Source organism: Bacillus sp. SORGH_AS_0510 (assembly GCF_030818775.1).
Lineage (GTDB): Bacteria > Bacillota > Bacilli > Bacillales > Cytobacillaceae > Neobacillus.
On the sequence record NZ_JAUTAU010000001.1, the window covers coordinates 444,326 to 464,173 of the forward strand.

25 protein-coding genes are annotated in these 19,848 nt (G+C 42.8%); 19 read left to right on the top strand and 6 right to left on the bottom strand.

Translation table 11 applies throughout. The annotated features are described in order from the left end of the window. Positions 1 to 80: 80 nt before the first annotated feature. Both QE429_RS02305 and QE429_RS02310 read left to right on the top strand, forming a co-directional pair. A complete protein-coding gene (locus tag QE429_RS02305) occupies positions 81 to 1,175 on the top strand; it encodes a glycosyltransferase (RefSeq protein ID WP_307283551.1) in 1,095 nt (364 codons plus the stop codon). Positions 1,176 to 1,187: 12 nt separating this feature from the next. Continuing rightward, the gene (locus tag QE429_RS02310; RefSeq protein ID WP_307283553.1) at positions 1,188 to 2,981 is read left to right on the top strand and encodes a class I SAM-dependent methyltransferase; all 1,794 of its coding nucleotides are present in this window, start codon (positions 1,188 to 1,190) and stop codon (positions 2,979 to 2,981) included. Between the two features lie 58 nt (positions 2,982 to 3,039). Here QE429_RS02310 and QE429_RS02315 read toward each other — a convergent pair whose 3' ends face one another. Both QE429_RS02315 and QE429_RS02320 read right to left on the bottom strand, forming a co-directional pair. Beyond that, positions 3,040 to 3,207, bottom strand: coding sequence for a CsbD family protein (locus tag QE429_RS02315; protein ID WP_307283556.1), 168 nt, complete (start codon positions 3,205 to 3,207; stop codon positions 3,040 to 3,042). 85 nt (positions 3,208 to 3,292) lie between these two features. Next, a complete protein-coding gene (locus QE429_RS02320) occupies positions 3,293 to 3,598 on the bottom strand; it encodes a hypothetical protein (RefSeq protein WP_307283559.1) in 306 nt (101 codons plus the stop codon). A gap of 218 nt (positions 3,599 to 3,816) precedes the next feature. Between QE429_RS02320 and QE429_RS02325 the strand changes: the two genes are divergently transcribed. Beyond that, the gene (locus QE429_RS02325) at positions 3,817 to 5,313 is read left to right on the top strand and encodes a mechanosensitive ion channel (RefSeq protein WP_307283560.1); all 1,497 of its coding nucleotides are present in this window, start codon (positions 3,817 to 3,819) and stop codon (positions 5,311 to 5,313) included. An 80-nt stretch (positions 5,314 to 5,393) separates the two neighbouring features. Further along, positions 5,394 to 6,677, top strand: coding sequence for a hemolysin family protein (locus QE429_RS02330; RefSeq protein WP_373463172.1), 1,284 nt, complete (start codon positions 5,394 to 5,396; stop codon positions 6,675 to 6,677). 111 nt (positions 6,678 to 6,788) lie between these two features. Here the strand turns inward: QE429_RS02330 and QE429_RS02335 are convergent, their stop codons facing one another. Continuing rightward, entirely contained in the window at positions 6,789 to 7,493 is a 705-nt protein-coding gene (locus tag QE429_RS02335; RefSeq protein WP_307283562.1) for a hypothetical protein, read from the bottom strand. 69 nt (positions 7,494 to 7,562) lie between these two features. Then, entirely contained in the window at positions 7,563 to 7,832 is a 270-nt protein-coding gene (locus tag QE429_RS02340) for a hypothetical protein (RefSeq protein ID WP_307283564.1), read from the bottom strand. A 194-nt stretch (positions 7,833 to 8,026) separates the two neighbouring features. On the opposite strand from QE429_RS02340, the gene QE429_RS02345 reads away from it, so the two are divergent. The 12 genes from QE429_RS02345 to QE429_RS02400 all read left to right on the top strand — a co-directional run bounded on the left by QE429_RS02345 (position 8,027) and on the right by QE429_RS02400 (position 17,578). After that, positions 8,027 to 8,962, top strand: coding sequence for a magnesium transporter CorA family protein (locus QE429_RS02345; RefSeq protein ID WP_307283567.1), 936 nt, complete (start codon positions 8,027 to 8,029; stop codon positions 8,960 to 8,962). Positions 8,963 to 9,089: 127 nt separating this feature from the next. Continuing rightward, positions 9,090 to 9,920 (top strand): STAS domain-containing protein, encoded by an 831-nt coding sequence (locus tag QE429_RS02350; protein WP_307283571.1) that lies wholly within the window; start codon positions 9,090 to 9,092, stop codon positions 9,918 to 9,920. A 3-nt stretch (positions 9,921 to 9,923) separates the two neighbouring features. Next, entirely contained in the window at positions 9,924 to 10,286 is a 363-nt protein-coding gene (locus QE429_RS02355; RefSeq protein ID WP_307283574.1) for an STAS domain-containing protein, read from the top strand. 3 nt (positions 10,287 to 10,289) lie between these two features. Continuing rightward, positions 10,290 to 10,691 carry an anti-sigma regulatory factor gene (locus QE429_RS02360; protein WP_307283577.1) on the top strand — a complete coding sequence of 134 codons (402 nt, stop codon included), beginning with the start codon at positions 10,290 to 10,292 and terminating at the stop codon, positions 10,689 to 10,691. A gap of 14 nt (positions 10,692 to 10,705) precedes the next feature. Then, positions 10,706 to 11,728: a PP2C family protein-serine/threonine phosphatase gene (locus QE429_RS02365; RefSeq protein WP_307283580.1), complete on the top strand. Its 1,023-nt coding sequence runs from the start codon at positions 10,706 to 10,708 to the stop codon at positions 11,726 to 11,728. A gap of 279 nt (positions 11,729 to 12,007) precedes the next feature. Next, positions 12,008 to 12,322: an anti-sigma factor antagonist gene (locus tag QE429_RS02370; protein ID WP_307283583.1), complete on the top strand. Its 315-nt coding sequence runs from the start codon at positions 12,008 to 12,010 to the stop codon at positions 12,320 to 12,322. A 47-nt stretch (positions 12,323 to 12,369) separates the two neighbouring features. Continuing rightward, a complete protein-coding gene (gene rsbW / locus QE429_RS02375; protein ID WP_307283585.1) occupies positions 12,370 to 12,852 on the top strand; it encodes an anti-sigma B factor RsbW in 483 nt (160 codons plus the stop codon). Continuing rightward, positions 12,818 to 13,612 (top strand): RNA polymerase sigma factor SigB, encoded by a 795-nt coding sequence (gene sigB / locus QE429_RS02380; protein WP_307283588.1) that lies wholly within the window; start codon positions 12,818 to 12,820, stop codon positions 13,610 to 13,612. The genes rsbW and sigB overlap by 35 nt, the downstream gene beginning before the upstream one ends. Beyond that, the gene (locus QE429_RS02385) at positions 13,605 to 14,204 is read left to right on the top strand and encodes a PP2C family serine/threonine-protein phosphatase (RefSeq protein ID WP_307283591.1); all 600 of its coding nucleotides are present in this window, start codon (positions 13,605 to 13,607) and stop codon (positions 14,202 to 14,204) included. Before sigB ends, QE429_RS02385 begins: the two co-directional genes overlap by 8 nt. Positions 14,205 to 14,777: 573 nt before the next feature. Then, a complete protein-coding gene (gene cls, locus QE429_RS02390; RefSeq protein ID WP_307283592.1) occupies positions 14,778 to 16,301 on the top strand; it encodes a cardiolipin synthase in 1,524 nt (507 codons plus the stop codon). Between the two features lie 76 nt (positions 16,302 to 16,377). Further along, on the top strand, positions 16,378 to 16,599 hold the full coding sequence (locus QE429_RS02395) for a hypothetical protein (RefSeq protein WP_307283595.1): 222 nt from the start codon (positions 16,378 to 16,380) through the stop codon (positions 16,597 to 16,599). 466 nt (positions 16,600 to 17,065) lie between these two features. Further along, positions 17,066 to 17,578, top strand: a complete 513-nt coding sequence (locus QE429_RS02400; protein WP_307283598.1) for a DoxX family protein — start codon at positions 17,066 to 17,068, stop codon at positions 17,576 to 17,578. A 110-nt stretch (positions 17,579 to 17,688) separates the two neighbouring features. Here QE429_RS02400 and QE429_RS02405 read toward each other — a convergent pair whose 3' ends face one another. Next, positions 17,689 to 17,943 carry a GlsB/YeaQ/YmgE family stress response membrane protein gene (locus QE429_RS02405; protein WP_307283600.1) on the bottom strand — a complete coding sequence of 85 codons (255 nt, stop codon included), beginning with the start codon at positions 17,941 to 17,943 and terminating at the stop codon, positions 17,689 to 17,691. A 94-nt stretch (positions 17,944 to 18,037) separates the two neighbouring features. Further along, complete coding sequence (locus QE429_RS02410) at positions 18,038 to 18,391, bottom strand: hypothetical protein (protein ID WP_307283604.1); 354 nt, start codon at positions 18,389 to 18,391, stop codon at positions 18,038 to 18,040. 205 nt (positions 18,392 to 18,596) lie between these two features. On the opposite strand from QE429_RS02410, the gene QE429_RS02415 reads away from it, so the two are divergent. The 3 genes from QE429_RS02415 (at position 18,597) to QE429_RS02425 (ending at position 19,699) form a co-directional block, all read left to right on the top strand. After that, positions 18,597 to 18,923 (top strand): YflT domain-containing protein, encoded by a 327-nt coding sequence (locus QE429_RS02415; protein WP_307283608.1) that lies wholly within the window; start codon positions 18,597 to 18,599, stop codon positions 18,921 to 18,923. A gap of 166 nt (positions 18,924 to 19,089) precedes the next feature. Further along, positions 19,090 to 19,269 carry a hypothetical protein gene (locus tag QE429_RS02420; RefSeq protein WP_307283610.1) on the top strand — a complete coding sequence of 60 codons (180 nt, stop codon included), beginning with the start codon at positions 19,090 to 19,092 and terminating at the stop codon, positions 19,267 to 19,269. Positions 19,270 to 19,459: 190 nt separating this feature from the next. Further along, positions 19,460 to 19,699, top strand: coding sequence for a DUF1146 family protein (locus QE429_RS02425; protein ID WP_307283613.1), 240 nt, complete (start codon positions 19,460 to 19,462; stop codon positions 19,697 to 19,699). Positions 19,700 to 19,848 lie beyond the last annotated feature (149 nt).

Below are 19,848 nucleotides of genomic sequence, written 5' to 3' on the forward strand. Positions count from 1 at the left end.
TGTCATTTTTCTGCCAATGCAAAAATAAAATGATAAAAGGCCAAAGCGTCCTCAATTTAGTTAAAGAGGAGGATCACGTAATGAATAGCCCAAGGATTACGTTGTTGTTTCCAGAGTGTGAGAATGTTCACCTCACAAAAGATTTAGGGATGATCCCATTTATACTCCACAAGTACTTAGGGTACGACGCGACCATTGCTTGTTACAACAACGGGGAGTATCCCTATGCAAAAGAAGAAGTGAAGGGGGTCAAACTTGACTTTTTTGAAAATATGGAGGGGCGTCTGAATGATGGAAGTAGATATCTTCAAGAGAATGCTAGTGAAATAGACATTCTCTATCTTTGGGGGATCTATAGGGAGACGGTAACGTGGCTCCTAATCTACAAACGTTTGAACCCGGAAGGAAAAGTCTATTTGAAACTCGACGCGAATGTATGGTGGATGAATCGGTTGGAGCTTACGGAAGAAGTGATAACAATACTTAACCAGTGCCATGTGATTAGTGTCGAGTGTAAAAGACTGCATGAGTATTTGAATAGGAGATGGCCGCTTTCCATCCACTACATTCCCAATGGTTATTACAATTTTCATAACAGCCCTGAGGTCGATTACGATGAGAAGGAGAACACCATCCTAACGGTAGGAAGAATCGGAACGGTTCAAAAAGCCAATGATGTCCTGTTACAAGCGTTTAAGCTTGCGGAGGCAAACATTCCGGATTGGAAACTGAAAGTAGTCGGAGATATTCAAGAGGATTTTCACGCATACATCAATCAGTATATGGAAGAAAACCCTCACCTGAAAAGCAGAATTATTTTTACAGGAGGAATAACCGACAGAAAAGCCTTGGAAAATGAATATAGGAAAGCAAAAATCTTTTGTTTAACGTCAGTGAATGAAGGATTTCCACTAGTTTTTCCAGAGGCAGCAGTGAATGGGTGTTATATTGTCTCTACCGATTTAGACCCTGCGTATGACATAACGGATAATCAAAAGTTCGGGGCTTTATTTCCAATAGGGAATAGTGAACAGCTTTCAAACATATGGGTGGATGTTTGCAATGACGAAGAAAGACTTAAAAATACATGTAAACAGATTCAAAAGTTTACGAGAGATTCATTTAATTGGATAAAGATAGGTAAAAAACTAGATCTGTTATTTAAATTGTCTTGAGGTGATCGAGATATGTTTGAATTGAAAATACACAAAGATGACGTGGTGTTCATAGATCAGTTGACGGGTTCTTCCGAAGTAATCCTTACCTTTGGAGGACACCATATTCTTACTCCTTTAAGTACAGACACCTTACGAAAAAAATATTTTGATATCATTCATACCTTTCCGACCATACAGATGTATACATATGGGGAAGCGGAAAGAGTAGATATGGTGGCATTGACAACCCTCGTGTTTAAAAAACTTATGTCCGGAAAAAATCAACAGATACGAGCGTTAGAAATGGGCAGCGGGTATGGATGTTCCTCTTATTTTTTGGCTAGCGTACTGAAGGTCTTTTCGAATAGCAATTACTTGTTTTGTATGGATTCTTGGGAGCCACGTAAGGAGCAACCAGATCTAGCCCATTATCAAAATGTGTTCGACCATTTCAGAAGTATGATGAAGTATACTGGGGTCTATGAACAGATTAAATCACTTGTTTGTGACCCCCAAGTGGGGATGGAAACACTCCAAGATGATTTTTTTGATGTGATTTTTGTTAATGGTAATCATGAGAAGCAAGACATAATCCATGCCGTAAAAAAAATAAAGGTTGGCGGTTTACTCATAGGCTACAATTACTCTGGGCTAAATGAGATGTTTGGGGAGGATTTATCTGGGTTTGGTAAGAGCTCGGTCTGGAATAAAACCATCACAAAAGAAGATAAACTTAGGTGTCAGCAAATGAAGGGGCCGAACAATGCCGATAGTACCTTGAAAGTTCGAGAAATAGCGAGCGCGGTGAAGGAGTCCATGGCCTATCTTTCCTCACAGGTGCAGGATAGGAATTCCCCAGCCTATCAAACGTTGTTAAATCAAACGATTCAGGCTGTCCATTTTGTGGAGAAACTTGTAGCGAAGGAGGATACAAATAGGGAATTAAAACTCTCCTCCAATCTCCTGAAAAGTTGCCTTTTGGATTATAAACTCAGTTGTGAAAATAATGCCCATGACCAATCGGCTTCCTTGATGGTAAAGGACATAGTCCCTATTTTTACCAAGTGGATTCAACAAGCCAATCAAGAGAAGGCCGAAGGAGAACCTGCTGTTAAAAAGAACCTTCATGGCGCGCAAAAGGTGGAAACAGGAAGTCATACGCAATACGATAAGGGTTTTTTCAGTTCGCAGCAACACGGCTCACTTCTTTCAGCCAAACAGGTGGTTCCCTACTTAATCAATTTACTTAAACCAAAAAGTGTCGTTGATGTTGGATGCGGGGTGGGCACCTGGCTTTCTGTTTTCAAAGACCAGGGGGTGGAAGTGATTACCGGGTTGGATGGAGACTATGTCGATACCAACATGCTGCATATCCCGAAAGAAAGTTTTATTTCTCAAGATGTGTCTAAATCTTTTACTTTAGACCGTCAGTATGATCTTGTTGTTTCACTTGAGGTGGCGGAGCATCTTCGTGAACAAGAAGCAGAGCCATTTGTTGATAATCTTGTGAGTCTAGGACCCATCATCTTATTTTCGGCAGCGATACCGTTACAAGGTGGGACTGATCATCTCAATGAGCAATGGCCTGATTACTGGAGAAATATATTCCTCAAAAGAGGGTATTTGGCAGTGGATTGTATTAGAGGGGTCTTTTGGAATAACAGCCAGGTGGAATGGTGGTATAGGCAAAATATGATTATGTATGTAAAGAAGGAGTGGGTCGGGAAGTATCCTGAACTGGAGGCATTTACAAAAATAAACACACCATTATCGATCGTGCATCCTGCTGTTTATTATGGACGCAACCGGCTACGAATGAATTAATATATCAAAAAAGGCGACAAGTATCTGTCGCCTTTTTTGCTCTATTGAACGTTTGTGTTTACGACAACTCATCCTTCACATCGCCATAGCCTTCTCTTACTTTTCCTTTGGCCTTATCCATTTTGCCATCCATTTCAGTGGAGTGGTCGTCCGTTAGTTTGCCCCATTTTTCCTTCGCTTCACCTTTAGCCTGCTCTAAGTTTCCTTTTACTTGGTCTTTATTCATTTTGTCGTCCTCCTTGTTTTTTAGTTAGTATTTTAAATACCAATATTGGTATGGTATTAAACATAATTTTGGTTATCTAAACGTTTTATAGGTTGTCAGGTTGGTCCTTCTTTTCGCCATCGCTGATACCATTATCCTGGTCGACACCGTCACCGACGCCTTTATCTTTCAATTCTTTTTCAATATCCTCTTTCGCTTCTTTTAAGTTTTCCTTCGCATCCTTGAAGGAGGTATCGGCTTCCTTCTTGGTATCCTTATCGATTGCATCCTTTTGCTCGCCATCGCTGATACCATTATCCTGATCGACACCGTCGCCGCATCCGGCTAAGCCGAATGTAAGCAGGACAGCCAAACCACCCGCAACTAGATTTCTTCGCCTCTTGGTAATCATGTAAACTCCTCCTTTGTTTTTGTGTTTCGCTGTGTTGGTGACTATATTCCCAGCGAAAACACAATCAAAAACCTCTCTTTTTTGAAAAAATTTTCCCTTCATTAAATGCATTTTTTTAAAAAGTCAGTTTGCTAGATTGTGGGTTTGAATGAAGAGAGACGGGGTAATACAGAGAGCAGAACAAGATTCGAGTTTGATACGAAAAGGAGAGAGGATATATGAACGCAAATGAGATGATGATGGGCTGGTCCTCATACTTTCAAGACCTTCCCAATTTAATCATGGCATTACTCGTGCTATTAGTGGGTTGGCTGATTGCCAAGTGGATTGGCCGAGGCGTAGAAGCAGCCTTAAGGAAGACCAGTTTCGATGATAAACTGTTTTCGAAGTTCGGCAAGCGAAAATATTCATCCGAAGTGATTATTGGGAAAATAGTTTACTATCTTTTATTAGTAGTCGTTTGGACGATTTTCTTCAATATGCTGAGCTTAAGCTTCATTGCTACACCGTTCGTTCAAATGCTATCAACCATTACAGCAGCAATTCCTAATCTATTAAAAGCAGCACTTATTCTATTGTTTGCCTGGGTGGTTGCGTATCTGTTGTCCAATCTTTTCAAAAGAGCGGCGACACGCTTTAATTTAGAACGACATTTAGCAAAGCGTGACCTGGCAAAAGGTGAGTTGGATGCAGTAAATAAGGTGAACAGCATTTCGAAAGTCATTTTCTACTTTGTTCTCTTATTATTTTTACCAGCGGTATTAGGTGCATTGGATATGGAAGGCATCTCTAAGCCTTTCGCACAAACACTTTCTGTCATTCTAGCCTTTATCCCGAAATTATTTGCAGCCGCATTGATTCTATTTATCGGTTGGTTAATGGCTAAGATTGTTCGTGATATTTTAACGAGTCTTTTAACAAATGCAGGTGTGGAAAAGTTAGGAAAGCGATTGGGCTTGGACCAATCGGCGGATGGACGTGCTAGTCTTTCGAATATCATTGGAAATATCGCGTTTATCTTAATTCTTCTGCCTACGATCATCACTGCTTTAGAAAAACTAGACTTGAAGGGCGTTTCGGATCCGGCGATTAGCATGCTTCGTTCGGTCTTGTCGATGATTCCAAATATCGCTGTGGCCGTGATGTTGATTTTAGCAGGAATTTGGCTTGGTAAAGTGGTCGAGAAAATCGTCACTCAAATGCTGTGGCGCGTACGCTTTGATGGAGTATTTCATAAGATGGGCGTCGGCTCATTAACACCGGATGCTTCAAAGACGTCCCTATCACAGTTGGTAGGATTGCTGGCGAAAATCGTAGTAGTTCTGTTATTCACAGTGGAAGCATTGCAAATTGTTCATTTAGACTTCTTAGTGACACTGGCAACTGGCGTGTTGGCATACCTGCCAATGCTAGTAGCGGCTCTAGTGATCTTGGGAGTAGGTTTATATGTGGGACATTTAGTAGAAAGAATCCTTCAAAACGTGTTGAAAAATACCTACTCACGCACACTAGCGGCGGTAGCAAAGTATGCAGTCTTTACGATCACTATTTTTATGGCACTAGATCAGCTTGGTGTCGCACATAGTATTGTTAATGCAGCCTTCATCCTCGTCCTAGGCGGACTGGCCCTCGCATTTGGACTAGCCTTCGGTATCGGAGGAAAAGAATTCGCAGCAAAATATCTACGCAAACTAGACCAAAAAATCGAGGAATAAATCGTTAAGCGGGGTCAGTCCCCCACTGCTGTACAGCAGTGGGGGACTGACCCCAAATTATTTAAAAGGAGGTATGCCTTTTGATGTTGGTTAATTTGCTTGCTGTTGCTTTATTGATTGCTTTGACGGGGTTTTTTGTGGCAATTGAGTTTGCGATTGTGAAGGTTCGGACGTCAAGAATTGAGCAGTTGCTTTCGGAAGGGAAGAAGGGAGCGGAAGCGGCGAAAAGAGTGGTATCCCATTTGGATGAGTATTTATCTGCTTGTCAGCTGGGGATTACTGTGACAGCGTTAGGACTGGGTTGGTTAGGGGAGCCGACCGTAGAAAAACTCCTTCATCCCATGATCGCAGCCCTCCATTTGAACAAATCCCTTACACATATTGTATCGTTAGGAATCGCTTTTGCGCTTGTGACCTTTTTGCATGTGGTAGCAGGAGAATTGGCACCGAAGACCGCAGCGATCCAAAAGGCGGAGACGATTACCCTGTTATTTGCTACACCCATCATTTGGTTTTACAAAATCATGTATCCTTTTATCTGGTTGTTGAACAACTCGGCCCGGCTACTGACAAGAATCGTCGGTTTAAAGCCTGTGTCCGAACATGAGATGGCACATTCGGAGGAAGAGCTGCGGATTCTCTTGTCTGAGAGCTTTAAAAGTGGGGAAATCAATGAAAATGAGTGGACCTTCGTGAACAATATATTTGAGTTTGATGAGCGGATGGCCAAGGAGATCATGGTTCCGAGGACGGAGATGTCCTGTATTTCTGCAGACGCACATCTCTCTGAGGTGCTTGCAACGGTAAAAAGGGAAAAATTCACGCGCTATCCAGTGATGGAAGGGGATAAGGACCATATTATTGGTGTGTTAAACGTGAAAAAGTTTTTAACAGCTTCCATCTTGAGAAAGGGACAGGAGTGGAACATATCCTCGATTATCCAGCCAGTGATCCGGGCGATTGAGACGATTCCGATTCATGATTTGTTGGTGAAGATGCAAACGGAACGTGCTCACATGGCCATTTTGATGGATGAATACGGTGGGACATCAGGATTAGTAACTGTCGAGGATATCCTCGAGGAAATCGTTGGCGAGGTTAGAGATGAGTTTGATACGGAAGAAGTGGCCGCTGTGAGAGAATTTCCGGGAAATAATTTTGTGGTGGATGCCAAGATAAGTATTAATGAAGTAAATGATTTACTCGGAACGGATTTATCTGAAGATGGCGTCGAGACAATCGGCGGCTGGTTTTTAAAACAAAACGGAGAAGTCGAGTTGGGAGCCAGTGTCGAAGCCGACGGCTATGTGTTTACCGTGGAGGAAGTGGATGGGTATCATATTTTGTATTTAAGAATAGCATGAACAACGTAAATGAACCCCCATTATAGAAGTAGAAATTAACTACTTCTATAATGGGGGGGTTTTGGAACAATCCTGAACCTGAACCAAATTTCTTCTATTAATATTAGTATCTCATTCTCCTTCGTCCTGCCGCTTCTCTTCTGAAACCTTCCAATCATGTTCAAAAACAGACCACAGTACTTTTTTATCCCCGTATAATAGCAGCTGATCGCCTTCATGGAGCACCGTCCCGTAGACGTTTTTCCTCAATTTCATTCCGCCGCGCTGGATAAAGAGGATCCCGAAATCCATTCCTTGATATTCTGGGATGACATCATGGATCGTGCGGTTATGAAGCGACGATTCATGATAGATAGGAAGATTCAATACGGCATCCTTTTTAGAGGATAGAAATACATCCCTTACAGGCATATCAGCGAGCGCCACGTTCTGTTTCATTTTCCGGTTAAATACCTTGGATATAACCCGCTGGATCCAGGCCAACTTGAGCACAACAAAAACCAGCAGGGTTCCAACTGCTACAGTGATGATTTCCTTCGTTCGGAGTCCCTCTGAAAGGAATTGGCTGATGGACGAGATAATGACTGCGAGAGAGAAGGCGCCAAACAGAATAAGAAAAATAGCGAGTTTACGCCGGATCGGGTGACCGAGAATGAGCTCAGACTCACCGGTCGTAAAACCCGTTCCTGTCATCATCGAAATGACCTGAAACCGGGATACCTCCACCTTCAACCCCGTTAACCGAAACAACACTACAAAAATCTCAATGACCGCAGTAATAATCACGAAATAAATTAGCAAAAAGAAGAGAACCATATTTCCACCTCAATTTGGGGACAGTCCCCCACCGCTTTAAAGCGGCGGGGGACTGTCCCCAAAAGATCTTTATTGCATTTTTTCGTTATAGAATTGGACGGAGTACATAGCTCCTTCGCTTACCATGTTGTTATCTTCGACATCGTGTGGATGTGGGTGTGCGCCTTTTTCAATCGGAAGCTGTTCGCTTTTTTCATAAACAGTCGGAATCAGCTTTCGCTTCCACTCCCTGAGGATAGTTTCTGCCTTTACTCGGTTCGGTTTAGACGTTAACCACATCGCTGCAGAAGCTCCAACCCCCACCGCTACTAATGATTTCATACCAAACGTTTGTTTCATAACAAATCCCTCCTTGAAAAATCTGGTTCAAAAATTCATTCCAACAAATCATGTAACACTGTATATAACTACAACCAATCGTTTATTCTATTTGAACCTTGTATACCCGCTATATCCAATCTCAAACATAAAAGTTTCAAACAACTTAAAAAAGGGAACAATATCCACAAAAAATCGTGGCAAAGGAGACCCTCATGAAAACCTATCAAGCATCAGAAGATTGGACCTGGATTCAAGCCACTCAAGGTGAAACAGAGGACATCCTTCCCTTCCTTGAATGTGAAAGCACAGACTGGCTTCGGCAAATCCAAAAGAACAAGACCAACTCCCTCAGGGTAAGCATTACTCCCGACGGAAAAAAGGTCGTTAAAGGCTCGCTCATTTATCAGCAAAGCTTTACAGACGAACGCGACGTGAAACTCTTTCATTTTTATGTCACGACCGACCGGTGGATTACGATTGACCTTGACTACAACAACTTGAGACAGATCGAAACCAAGCTTCTGCACCGTCAAATTGCCCAAACCAGCAATGCTGTTGAAGGCTTCATGCTGTTTATCGCTGAATGGATCAACGAAATGCTGGTGGAGATCGACCAGTTTGAAGAGGATCTGAAAACGCTGATTTGGAGTATTCGTAAACGAAACGAAACCGGCATTCTCGAACTCGTCTATATGCGCAGACACGAGCTGCTAGTATGGAAGAGTCTCTTAATTCCAGTCAAAGAGTTAAAAATGGCAATCGAGGAAGTCAACCTCCATGAAGGCAGTGAGGGAAAAATTTTCCCAATGACCTGTAAACGGATTGAGCGCGCCTTGACTCTCATTCAAGAATATGAACATGAACTAGATTCGATTATCAACCTAGAGGAAGTGATTTCTTCCCATCGTGGAAACGAGATTACGAAAACCTTAACGGTCATTACTACCGTTTTTACGCCGATCATGGCCTTCGGAGCCTTGTGGGGCATGAACTTCAAGCATATGCCGGAGCTCGAATGGCGCTGGGGCTATCCTCTATCTATCGGTCTGATTGTCATCTCAACCATACTCCTTTATGCTTATTTAAAGGTCAAAGGCTGGACCGGAGACTTATTAAAAGGGAAAAAGCGAGGTTCGTTTTTTAAATGAGGGACAAAAATTGACCAGCTAATAAGACTTTAGTCCTAGTTCATTGTAGAGATTTTTTTGATAGTATATACTGGTATAATACTAAATAACATCTTTAGGAAAAAAAAGGTAGGATGGGAGAGTAAAGATGGAGAACGCAACTCGCATGATTCAATATATTCAAACCAACCGTGGAGAAATTTTACAAGAGTGGGTAGAGAAAATGAGCGCGATGGATGAGCAGAAACTCTCTACTGTCATCACCGATCAAGTCTATTCAAATGTAGCAGATGAATATATTAATATTTTAGTAAATCATTTAATTAATCAAGACCAAATGGCAGCGAAAAACAAAATCAGAGATTTTTCCCAAAAGCTGGTCCAATTAGGCTGGACTCTTAATTTTATTATGGACAGCTTAATGGAATTCTCAAAAATTGTGTTTTTCCGCATGGTAGGACAAGCAGAAGAAAAGGAACAGATTGAGTTTGGCTGGGCGTTTGATAAATGGGTGACGCCGATCAACAAAGATGTCCTTAATCATTATGCAGCATCATGGCAAAGAACGGTTTCACTGCAAAAAATTGCCCTTCAAGAATTGTCTGCACCACTGATTCCGATTTTTGACAATATTACAGTTATGCCGCTGGTAGGAACCATCGATACGGAAAGAGCCAAGCGCATTATGGAAAACCTATTGCAAGGTGTCGTCAAGCATCATGCACAAGTCGTGTTAATCGATATTACCGGTGTGCCAGTAGTGGATACGATGGTTGCCCATCATATTATTCAAGCATCAGAGGCAGTCCGATTGGTTGGTGCGAAGTGTTTAATTGTCGGTATTCGTCCAGAAATCGCGCAAACAATTGTGAACCTAGGCATTAACCTCGATCAGGTTGTGACGAAAAGCAGCCTGCAAAAAGGAGTCGCCGCAGCATTAGAAATGACAAATCGCAAAATCGTCTCAGTGGAGGAATAAAAAATGAACGGAAGAATTCCTATTTTAAAATTGTATAATTGCCTGCTGATCTCCATTCAATGGGAGTTGGACGACCAAACAGCCCTGCAGTTCCAGGAAGATCTTCTTTCCAAGATTCACGAAACAGGTGTGGGCGGCGTTGTTATTGATTTAACCTCTGTGGACGTAATTGACTCCTTTATTGCCAAAGTACTTGGCGATGTGGTCAGTATGTCCCATCTAATGGGCGCAAAAGTGGTGTTGACTGGCATCCAGCCAGCTGTTGCAATCACACTAGTCGAACTAGGGATACACCTCAGAGATGTGCAAACGGCACTGGATTTAGAAAAAGGCTTAGAAACGTTACAGCGGGAGTTGGGGGAGTAAAGCATGGAGAACGAATCCTGTGTGAAAATTATAACCGAATGGGATATCGTTGCAGCGCGTCAGCTTGGGAGAAACGTTGCAAAGGAACTTGGTTTCGGTTCGGTTGACCAAGCAAGGATCACAACAGCGATTTCGGAACTGGCCCGCAATATTTATCTGTACGCTGGAACAGGCGAAATCGAAATCGAGCGCATTACTGAATTAGGTAAAAGTGGCTTAAAAGTAATTGCATCGGACAGTGGTCCGGGCATACATGATATTAGAAAAGTAATGGAAGACGGTTTTACCACATCTGGTGGTTTGGGGGCAGGGTTACCAGGCGTTAAGCGGTTAATGGATGAATTTATGATCACATCCACTGTCGGGGAAGGAACCAATATTCAGGTGGTGAAATGGCTTCGCTAGGAGGATGAGAGGCAATGGATTTCAAAGATATTTTTGAAGAAAAGTATCGTGGAATACTTCACAGCTATCTAAAAGAATCAACCGAAGTAGCCTTATATCAAGGGCATAAATTTAGTCGAAAAGCAATCGAACAGCAAATCTCCCCTGAAGAAATCATTCATGCTCATTGCAATGCAATGAAAAGCCTCTTCCCCGACCTTCCGCAAGAGGTGGTATCTTCTTACGACTTTCTCCTGGAGGTCATGATGGAATATGGCTTAGCCTATCAGGAACATCAAAGCCTCAGGGACCAACAGCTGCAAATGAAATCAGAAATTGAGATTGCCGCAAGTGTTCAAGATACGATCTTAGAAACGCAAATTCCCCAAATAGATGAAGTAGACATCGGAGCCATCAGTGTACCTGCTAAGCAGATGAACGGAGATTTTTACCGCTTTGTGCAGGATCAGAAGCTGATGAGTGTGGCCATTGCAGATGTGATTGGCAAAGGTATACCTGCTGCTCTTTGTATGTCGATGATTAAGTATGCGATGGATAGTTTACCAGAATCGCGTGAGCATCCGGAATTTGTGCTGGAAAACCTAAATAGAGTGGTTGAACATAACGTCGATTCGAGCATGTTTATTACCATGACCTACGGCGTATACAATACAGAGCAACATAACTTTACATATGCATCTGCAGGACATGAACCAGGTATTTTTTACGATTCATCTGCCAATACCTTTACCGATTTACACGCAAAAGGACTAGTATTAGGGGTCGACCCGGATGCGGCCTATCAGCCGGTGGAAAAACAAGTCGATGTCGGAGATATGGTTGTCCTGCTATCCGACGGTGTAACCGAATCACGAACAGAAGAAGGCTTTATCGAACGCTCTGTCATCACAGACCTACTCTACGAAAATAAAGAACGACCAGCACAGGAAATAGTAGAAAAAATATACCGCGAACTAGAAAGAATTCAGAATTTTGAAATCAGGGACGATTTCACCCTCATTATTTTAAAAAGAAGGCTTTGTAAAGAGCAGGGTTGATTGGAGCGGAAGGCACGAAGACTCCTCGAAAATGCTATCGCATTTCCTTCGTGCTTGGGCGGATTCAAGATGCATTTCAATGTCCTGTGGGAGTATGGTTCAGGGGAGACCCCGCAGGCCTAAGGGCCGAGTAGGCTCGCCGAAACACCCACGAACCGCTCGTGCCTGGAGCGGAAATCAACAGCTATGTTAACAGAGCAGAAAATTTTAAAAAGAAATGTTTAGACTATCAAAAAGGCGGGTATTTAAAAAATAAATATTCCTGAGGTGAGAATAATTATGAATCTACTAATAGATACACATCACAATAATGAGGAAATAATCGTGTCAATATCGGGAGAAATCGATGCGTTCACAGCACCGAAGCTTCGCGAAGAAATCATGCCTTTAGCCGAAAAAGAAAACCAAACGATTATCATCAGTTTGAAAGATGTCTCCTATTTAGATAGTACCGGACTCGGAGTGTTTGTCGGGTTATTCAAACAGCTGAAGAAAAATGATGGGGAAATGAAACTTGTGGACTTATCAGATCGGCTGAAACGTCTTTTTGAAATTACCGGTTTAAGCAACATTATGACAATTTCGTCCAACTAAAAAAACAGGTAGGGTCAAAACTATTTCAAAGATAAGAGGTGGGGGTTATGAACCAAGTGATGGATTATATTGAAATGAAGATTCCAGCAAAACCTGATTATGTAGGTGTAATCCGTTTGACGATATCGGGAATTGCAAGCCGTATGGGTTTTACATACGAGGAAATTGAAGACATCAAGATTGCCATCAGTGAAGCCACAACGAACGCTGTTCAGCATGCGTACCATGGTGATGAAGGCGGCGAAATTATTGTTGGCTTTGGGATTTACGCGGATAAGTTAGAGATGATGGTTGCAGACAATGGAAAAAGCTTTAATTTTATCCAAACGAAAAAAGAACTAGGCCCATACACAAAGTCAAGTACAATCGATGAACTGGCAGAGGGAGGGTTAGGTCTATTTTTGATAGAGACGCTCATGGACGAGGTCCGTGTTTCGAATCAATCAGGTGTAACAGTCTTCATGGTGAAGAATGTAAGTGGGGAGCGTGAAATTCATGACCAAGCCATCTCGAACCATGAAGCGCAGTAAGGAAGAAATTGATGCGCTCATCCTCCAAGTGCAGGAAACCGGAGATTCTGACGCACAGGAAATCTTAGTGGAAAATTACACGGCACTTGTTGGCAGTCTGGCCCACAAATATTCAAAGGGCAGAGATTTTCATGAAGATATCATGCAGGTAGGGATGATTGGACTTTTAGGCGCGATCAAACGCTATGAGCCGGATGTCGGCAGATCATTCGAGTCGTTTTTAATTCCGACCGTGATCGGAGAAATCAAGCGATTCCTCCGCGATAAAACTTGGAGCGTTCATGTGCCAAGACGCGTGAAGGAATTATGGCCAAAGCTAAAAACTGTGGTGGACGAGCTGACCAATCTATATCAGCGCTCACCAAAAATTCAGGAAATTGCTGATTACTTAAATGTAAGTGAGGAAGAAGTGCTAGAAGCCATGGAAATGGGAAAAAGCTATCAATCCGTCTCTGTCGACCAGCCTATTGAAACGGGGTCCGAGGGAAGCACCGTGACAGCGCTGGATATAATGGGATCGAGAGAAGAAGGGTATGAAAAGGTAGACCAGCGAATGCTGCTGCAAAGCGTCCTCCATGTGCTATCAGAGCGCGAGAGGGAAATTATCCACTGGACGTTTATTGAAAATAAGAGCCAAAAGGAAACAGGTGAGTTATTGGGAATTTCACAAATGCACGTATCAAGGCTGCAAAAAAAGGCGATTGATAAATTGCGTAAGGCACTCACCAAGGATGCGTATTCAGGGGTAACCAATGCTTGAAATTGAAGCCAATTCCTTTGTACACGCCCGTGCCTTTCAAGTTCAAAAAGAAGGAAACAGCTTTAATGGCGACAGCTTTTTCATGAAGGCAACTGATGAGTATTTCATCTGTTCAGTAGCGGATGGGCTAGGAAGCGGCCTACATGCCAATAAGTCATCGGATGCGGTCATGGAAGTGGTCAAAGAACATCATCATGAAGAGGTCGAGTTGTTAATGGATTACTGTAACCAGGCCCTGAAGATGAAAAGAGGCGCCACCGTATCAATTTTAAAAGCTGATTTTAAGAAGAAGGAAGTCACCTTCTGCTCGGTAGGCAACATTCAATTTGTCTTCTATCTTCCTTCAGGACTCTATATTTATCCCATTCCCGTCACCGGCTTTTTATCCGGTAAGCCGCAAACGTATCGCATCGAGACCTTTCCCTATGAACCCAATTCCAAATTTATGCTCCATACCGATGGAATCCATCTTCCATCGATCAAGCAGGAGCTCACCCGGTTCGAATCACTCGAAGACATGTCGAACCACCTAAAAATATATACAACGTCAGGAAAAGACGACGCTACCTTCATGGTCGGCCAGCTATTTTAACCCAAAAAATAGTGTGGTCGGCTTTTTTGTTTCGCTCCACAGTCCTTGTTTTTATAGAGTTGTGGGTGTGGTTTAGTAGTTGGCGAGTAAAATGGGGAGATTGACGAGTAAAGTGTGAAGTTTGACGAGTGAAATAGAAAATCGACGAGGAAATCATATTTTTGACGAGTAAGTCAACGAAAGTGACGAGTAAGAAAGGAATTCATATAAAAAGGGTAATTTTAAAGGTACTTCAAGAGGTGATCAACACAGAATTTGAAAGGAAGATACTGGGGCCAGGCTAAGGCCTGGCTTTTTGTGTTGGTGAAGCACTCGTGATCAGTCAGGTGAAGGTCGTCCGCCAATTGAGTTGTGTTATCCGCCAGTTGGGAGATGCTATCCGCCAGTTGAAAGTGCATCCGCCAATTGGGAGATGCTATGCGCCAGTTGGGGGGGGTTATCCGCCAGTTGAAAGGTACCATCCGCCAATTGAGGCCAGCTATCCGCCAGTTAAACCTGCCCCATGCCTGCGAGTGGTTTCATTTCACGCGGTACGGGTATTTTATAGTGAAAAAGATGCAGGGAGAAACTCGTATGAAAAAACTTAGGGTCGAATTTGTGTATGTGCTTATGATGCTGGCGTTCGGATATGTGGCGCTTGGCACCAATGTTCCTTTTTCATGGAAAGCGCTTTGTATCACCTTGTATGGGATCATGATCGTAAAAACGGTCATCTCGCTGTGGCTCGAAAACCGCCCTGCCCAGAATACACTCCTATGGATGTATATCCTCATTTTCCTGCCAATCTTAGGCTACATCTTTTACGTCTACTCCGGCCAGCTAGTACATAAAGGAGAGCTGTTCAAGAGAAAGCGCAGCCTCGACCGGGAATTATTTGAAGAACTCAACAAGCAAACGCGCGGGGTAGCTGCACCAGGAGTGGACCAGGCCGTCATGTCAGGTCTGAACGAACACCAGCGCAGCTTTGCCAATTATCTAGAGCGGGTGACCTTAACCAGTTGGAATCAACACTCGCGAACAAAAATGCTGAGAAATGGGAACGAAACCTTCGAAGAGATCAAACAGGCGCTCCAGCAGGCTACGGACTTTATCCATATCCAATATTACATTTTTCGCTATGACCGCTTGGGAAAAGAACTGATCGACATCTTAACCGAAAAAGTCCGGGAAGGCGTAACCGTACGCCTCATGTACGATGCAGTCGGCAGCTTCTCCCTTTCTAACGCCGACCTGAAAATCATGGCGGATGCCGGCATCCAGCTCCACCCGTTCTTACCGATCCAAGCAGGCTTCATCAACCAAAAGTTCAACTTCCGGAATCATCGCAAAATCATCATCATCGACGGAAAAGTAGGCTTCGTCGGCGGGCTCAACGTGGGTATCGAATACCTTGGCGAAAACGACCAATTCGGCTTTTGGTGCGACACCCACGTCAAACTCGAAGGCGATGCCGTCCAAACCTTACATGCCGTCTTTTTACTGGACTGGCTCTATGCCTCAGGCGAACATCTTTTTGAAAATGAACACTATTTGCAGCCGAAACCAGTCGACGGTGATGGACTGGTCCATGTCGTCGCAACAGGTCCCGAAACACGTGACATGAGCGACCACTACTACGCCATGATCTCCTCGGCCACCGAATCCATCTGGATTGCGACCCCGTACTTCGTTCCGAGCCCGTCTATTCAAACAGCGCTCCGGATCGCCGCCCGGAAAGGTATCCAAGTTCGGTTGATGGTTCCTGAGAAAAACGACGGGTTTCTTACGCAATACGCCACCCAGTCCTACTTTCCGGAACTGCTGCGTGCAGGAATCGAAATCTATTCCTATCAAAAAGGATTTCTTCATAAAAAAGTTCTTATTGTCGACGGCGACTTGGCTTCGATTGGGACAGCCAACTTCGATATGCGCAGCTTCCAATTGAATTTCGAGGTCAATTTGTTTTTAACCGGAGCGGACTCCATTGGCGAGCTCGTGGACCACTTTGAGGAGGACATCAAAGACAGCTGCCGCGTCCGCCCCGTCGAGTTTTACAAACGAAAGGCTACTGTTAAATTCAAAGAAAGTTTCGCCCGGTTGTTTTCCGGCGTGCTGTGATTTTGAGGTCTAAATGTGAGTCGAATCTAATATTTTTAGGTAGAGGGTAATTCTAAAGAAAATAGGTGATTCGATCATGTTTGCTGTTCATTTTTTAGAAAACAAAAATGTGTTATTGACGCAGTTGCTCAGGCGTGTGCCGGAAGAAGGAGAAGCCATCAAGATTAAGGGACGAAAAGGGACGGTGGCCAAAGTAACCAATGTGGATGAGAAAAACATCCAAGTGCAGGTAGTCTTAGAAAAGGTCAACAAAAACAAACAAGCGGCCCTGGATCCATCTAAAAAGAAAAGAAGATAAACGTGTACGAACGCGCCATTTATTGGGGCGTTTTTTTATTCTGTCGGATAGCCATGGGTATTGGGTACGCAGGAAGGGTCTACGAGCCCGATGCCCGAGGAAAGGAAAGCAAAAGGTGGCGTAGAGGGGGTCTATGCGACCGAATGGAAAGGAAAATTCATCGAAAGGTCGCGTAGAGAGGTTCTATGCGACTGAAGTGAAAGGAAAATCCATTAAAAGGGTTCGTAGAGTGGTTTTACGAGTCCGAACCAGGTGGGAAGGATAGCCTCGGGTTACGAAGCAAGGTTTTACGAACGTGTCCTTGCAAAAAGCAGGGCTTTTTATCGACCAAATCCACTCGTTCATAGCTTTGCCATAACATTTCTAACAAACTGTGAACTTATCAATATAGCCATGTTTTTTAAGTGAAAAAGTAATATATTGTAAGTGTAAAGAACATAACAAACTTTGAAAGAAGGAATCATTTATGTTTAACAAATTTTTAAGGGAAAACAAAATTGCCTCTGTGATTTTAACTGTCCTTCGTTTATATCTCGGTTACTCTTGGTTTACAGCAGGATTTCATAAATTAACTGGTGGATTCGATGCTGCTGGCTTCTTAAAAGGAGCGATCGCCAATCCAGTAAAAGGCCCAGATGGCGCAGTCGTCTTTGGTTGGTACGTAGACTTCTTGAAACACATTGCTCTTCCAAATGTCGATGTCTTCAACGTTCTTGTTCCTTGGGGCGAAACACTAATCGGTTTAGGCTTAATCTTAGGCTGCTTAACAACAACTGCCATGTTCTTTGGTCTCGTGATGAACTTCAGCTTCTTCTTAGCAGGTACAGTATCTCACAACCCTAGAGACATTTTCCTTGGCTTCATCATCTTAACTGCTGGCTACAACGCTGGTAAAATTGGTTTAGACCGTTGGGTAGTACCTTACTTCAGAAGAATGGGCAAAAAAGACACAGTTAATGTAAAAAACAAAACCGCGTAACGTTCTAACAAAATGCAAATAGGCAAAAAAAAGAGACTGCAGCTTAGCTTGCAGTCTCTTACTATATATTAGGTAGGGGGGATGTTGTTGTTGAACCAATAAAGCTTGGATTACGCAGTGCGTTTCATGCTTTTTAGAATAAAGCTGACAATGAATACCAGGATTATTGCACCGATGAGAGCCGGAATGATGAAAAAGCCTCCGACTTCAGGACCCCAGCTTCCTAGTAGGAAGGATCCTAACCATGCACCAATGAATCCTGCAATAATATTTCCAATGATACCTCCTGGCAGGTCACGCCCCAAAATAAGTCCAGCAAACCAACCAATAATTCCTCCGATAATTAATGCCCAAATAAATCCCATATGATTTCTCTCCTTTCAAAATTTTAAAGTAAGTAACTCTGGTTATTAAATACCCGCCGTGGCGGACCTTAAACCAACAATTTTAGATTTTTTTTTAGACGATATCTCTATTATGTTGCACTCTCTCACGCAAGCGTGCAGCCGGGGGAGTGGCGCCCGTTTTTAATGCTTTCTGGCAGGCTTTTAATTCTGAGGTGAACTTGTTGAAGCCCTCCAGATTGCGTTCATCCAGGCAAGTGTCGATTTTCCTCTTTAATAAACTAATCTTAAAAATCAATTCAGTTTGCCGCTTTTGCTCTGCGTGATAGATCTCTTTCCATTTCTTCGATTCCTCCCAGCGATAATCGCTGAGCTTCGATAAGCGACAACCGCACTTACACAGTGTTTCATTCATATTAATGACGTAAAATTCGGCGTTCCCACAGTTTTTGCATAAAAGTTTCCTCATATTAAATACACCTCCATTTAGATTGAAGCATATAGCTCGTCTGTAAAATCTATTAGGTATATACCCACGGTCGATTCATTTGTAACCATGCAAAAATTTTTAGAATAATAGGTTTCATTTTTTCAGGATGCGGTTATATAGCAAGTAGAACGACAAGCTGCTGGTGAACAAGGCAGCTCCAACAAATCACAAGGAGGAGACTACTATGGAAACAGTAAAAGTCGTTGAAAATGGTGTACAAGCAAAGCAGGAAATTGAACATTTAATGACACAAGGGTTTACAAAGGATGACATTTATTTATTGGCACATGATAAAAACCGCTCGGAGCATCTGGCGGACGGATTGGACCTTAACGATGTGGGTGTCGCCGAACAAGGCTTGTTTGAAAGGATGGCCAATGTGTTTCGTTCACGTGGAGATGAATTGCGCTCGAAGCTGGAGTCACTAGGCCTGTCACAGGAAGAAGCTGAGCGTTATGAGAAAGAGATGGATTACGGCCGAGTAGTTGTTGTAGCATCCAAATCTGCATGAGTTGAACATATGATAGGAAGCAAAAGTGTGGGTCTTTTGTTTCCTATCGATTCCCTAATATTTAAAAGATGGGTTAATGGAGAAAATTGATACTTTTTAAACTCTGTTGGTTGAAGAGGAAATCAACAGGCCATTTTATAGGAATAAAACAAAGGAGAGGATTAAGATGAAATTTTCAAATTTAAGCTTGGAGAAATTAGTAGGAGCCCGTGAGCGCGCACGTCGTAAAGTACGATCAGACCACAACCTGGAGCAGCATTTCGAAACACCAATCATTCACCGTGAGATTCAAGGAGAACGAGTGTATGTCCCATTAAACCTACATCGAGTATGGAATGAAGCGTAAATTAATGAATCTAACACCAAACTAGCTGCCTAAATCCCGTTAAAAGAAGTATGAACGGAATTTAGGCAGTTAGTTTGTTTTTCACATTTTAGACACATTTAAAAAGGATTTTTAAAAAAGTAGAAACTGTTATATCTTTCCTTCGTCTATATGTTAGAATTATCTTTGTGTGAAAAAAGGGGGTAGCAGAATGATAAATGATTTTGGGCAAGTAGCGTTAGTCAGCATCCTGTCACATTTGGTGTTCATCGCCTTAGTATGGTGGGCCCTGCAGTCTATTCGCTTAGATAAGCTGATCAAGCCGAACCATGTGTTTCAAGCGCGGCTTCTCTACATATTATTAGCCATTTTCATCGGGTCGTCTGTTAGTAACTTTTTCCTGGATTATCTCCAATGGTCAAGGCAACTGCCGTTAATCTTCAATAATTAGCTGCGTTTGGAAAAATATGATAGAAATACTATTTGTGTACAGCCCAATTGGTAAAAATTTAGGTCTTCATACATGTTCCCATTTGTCGATATTTTGAGTACAATCATCTTTATGTGGAAAGCTAAGGTTGTCTCACTTAGGAACTTGTC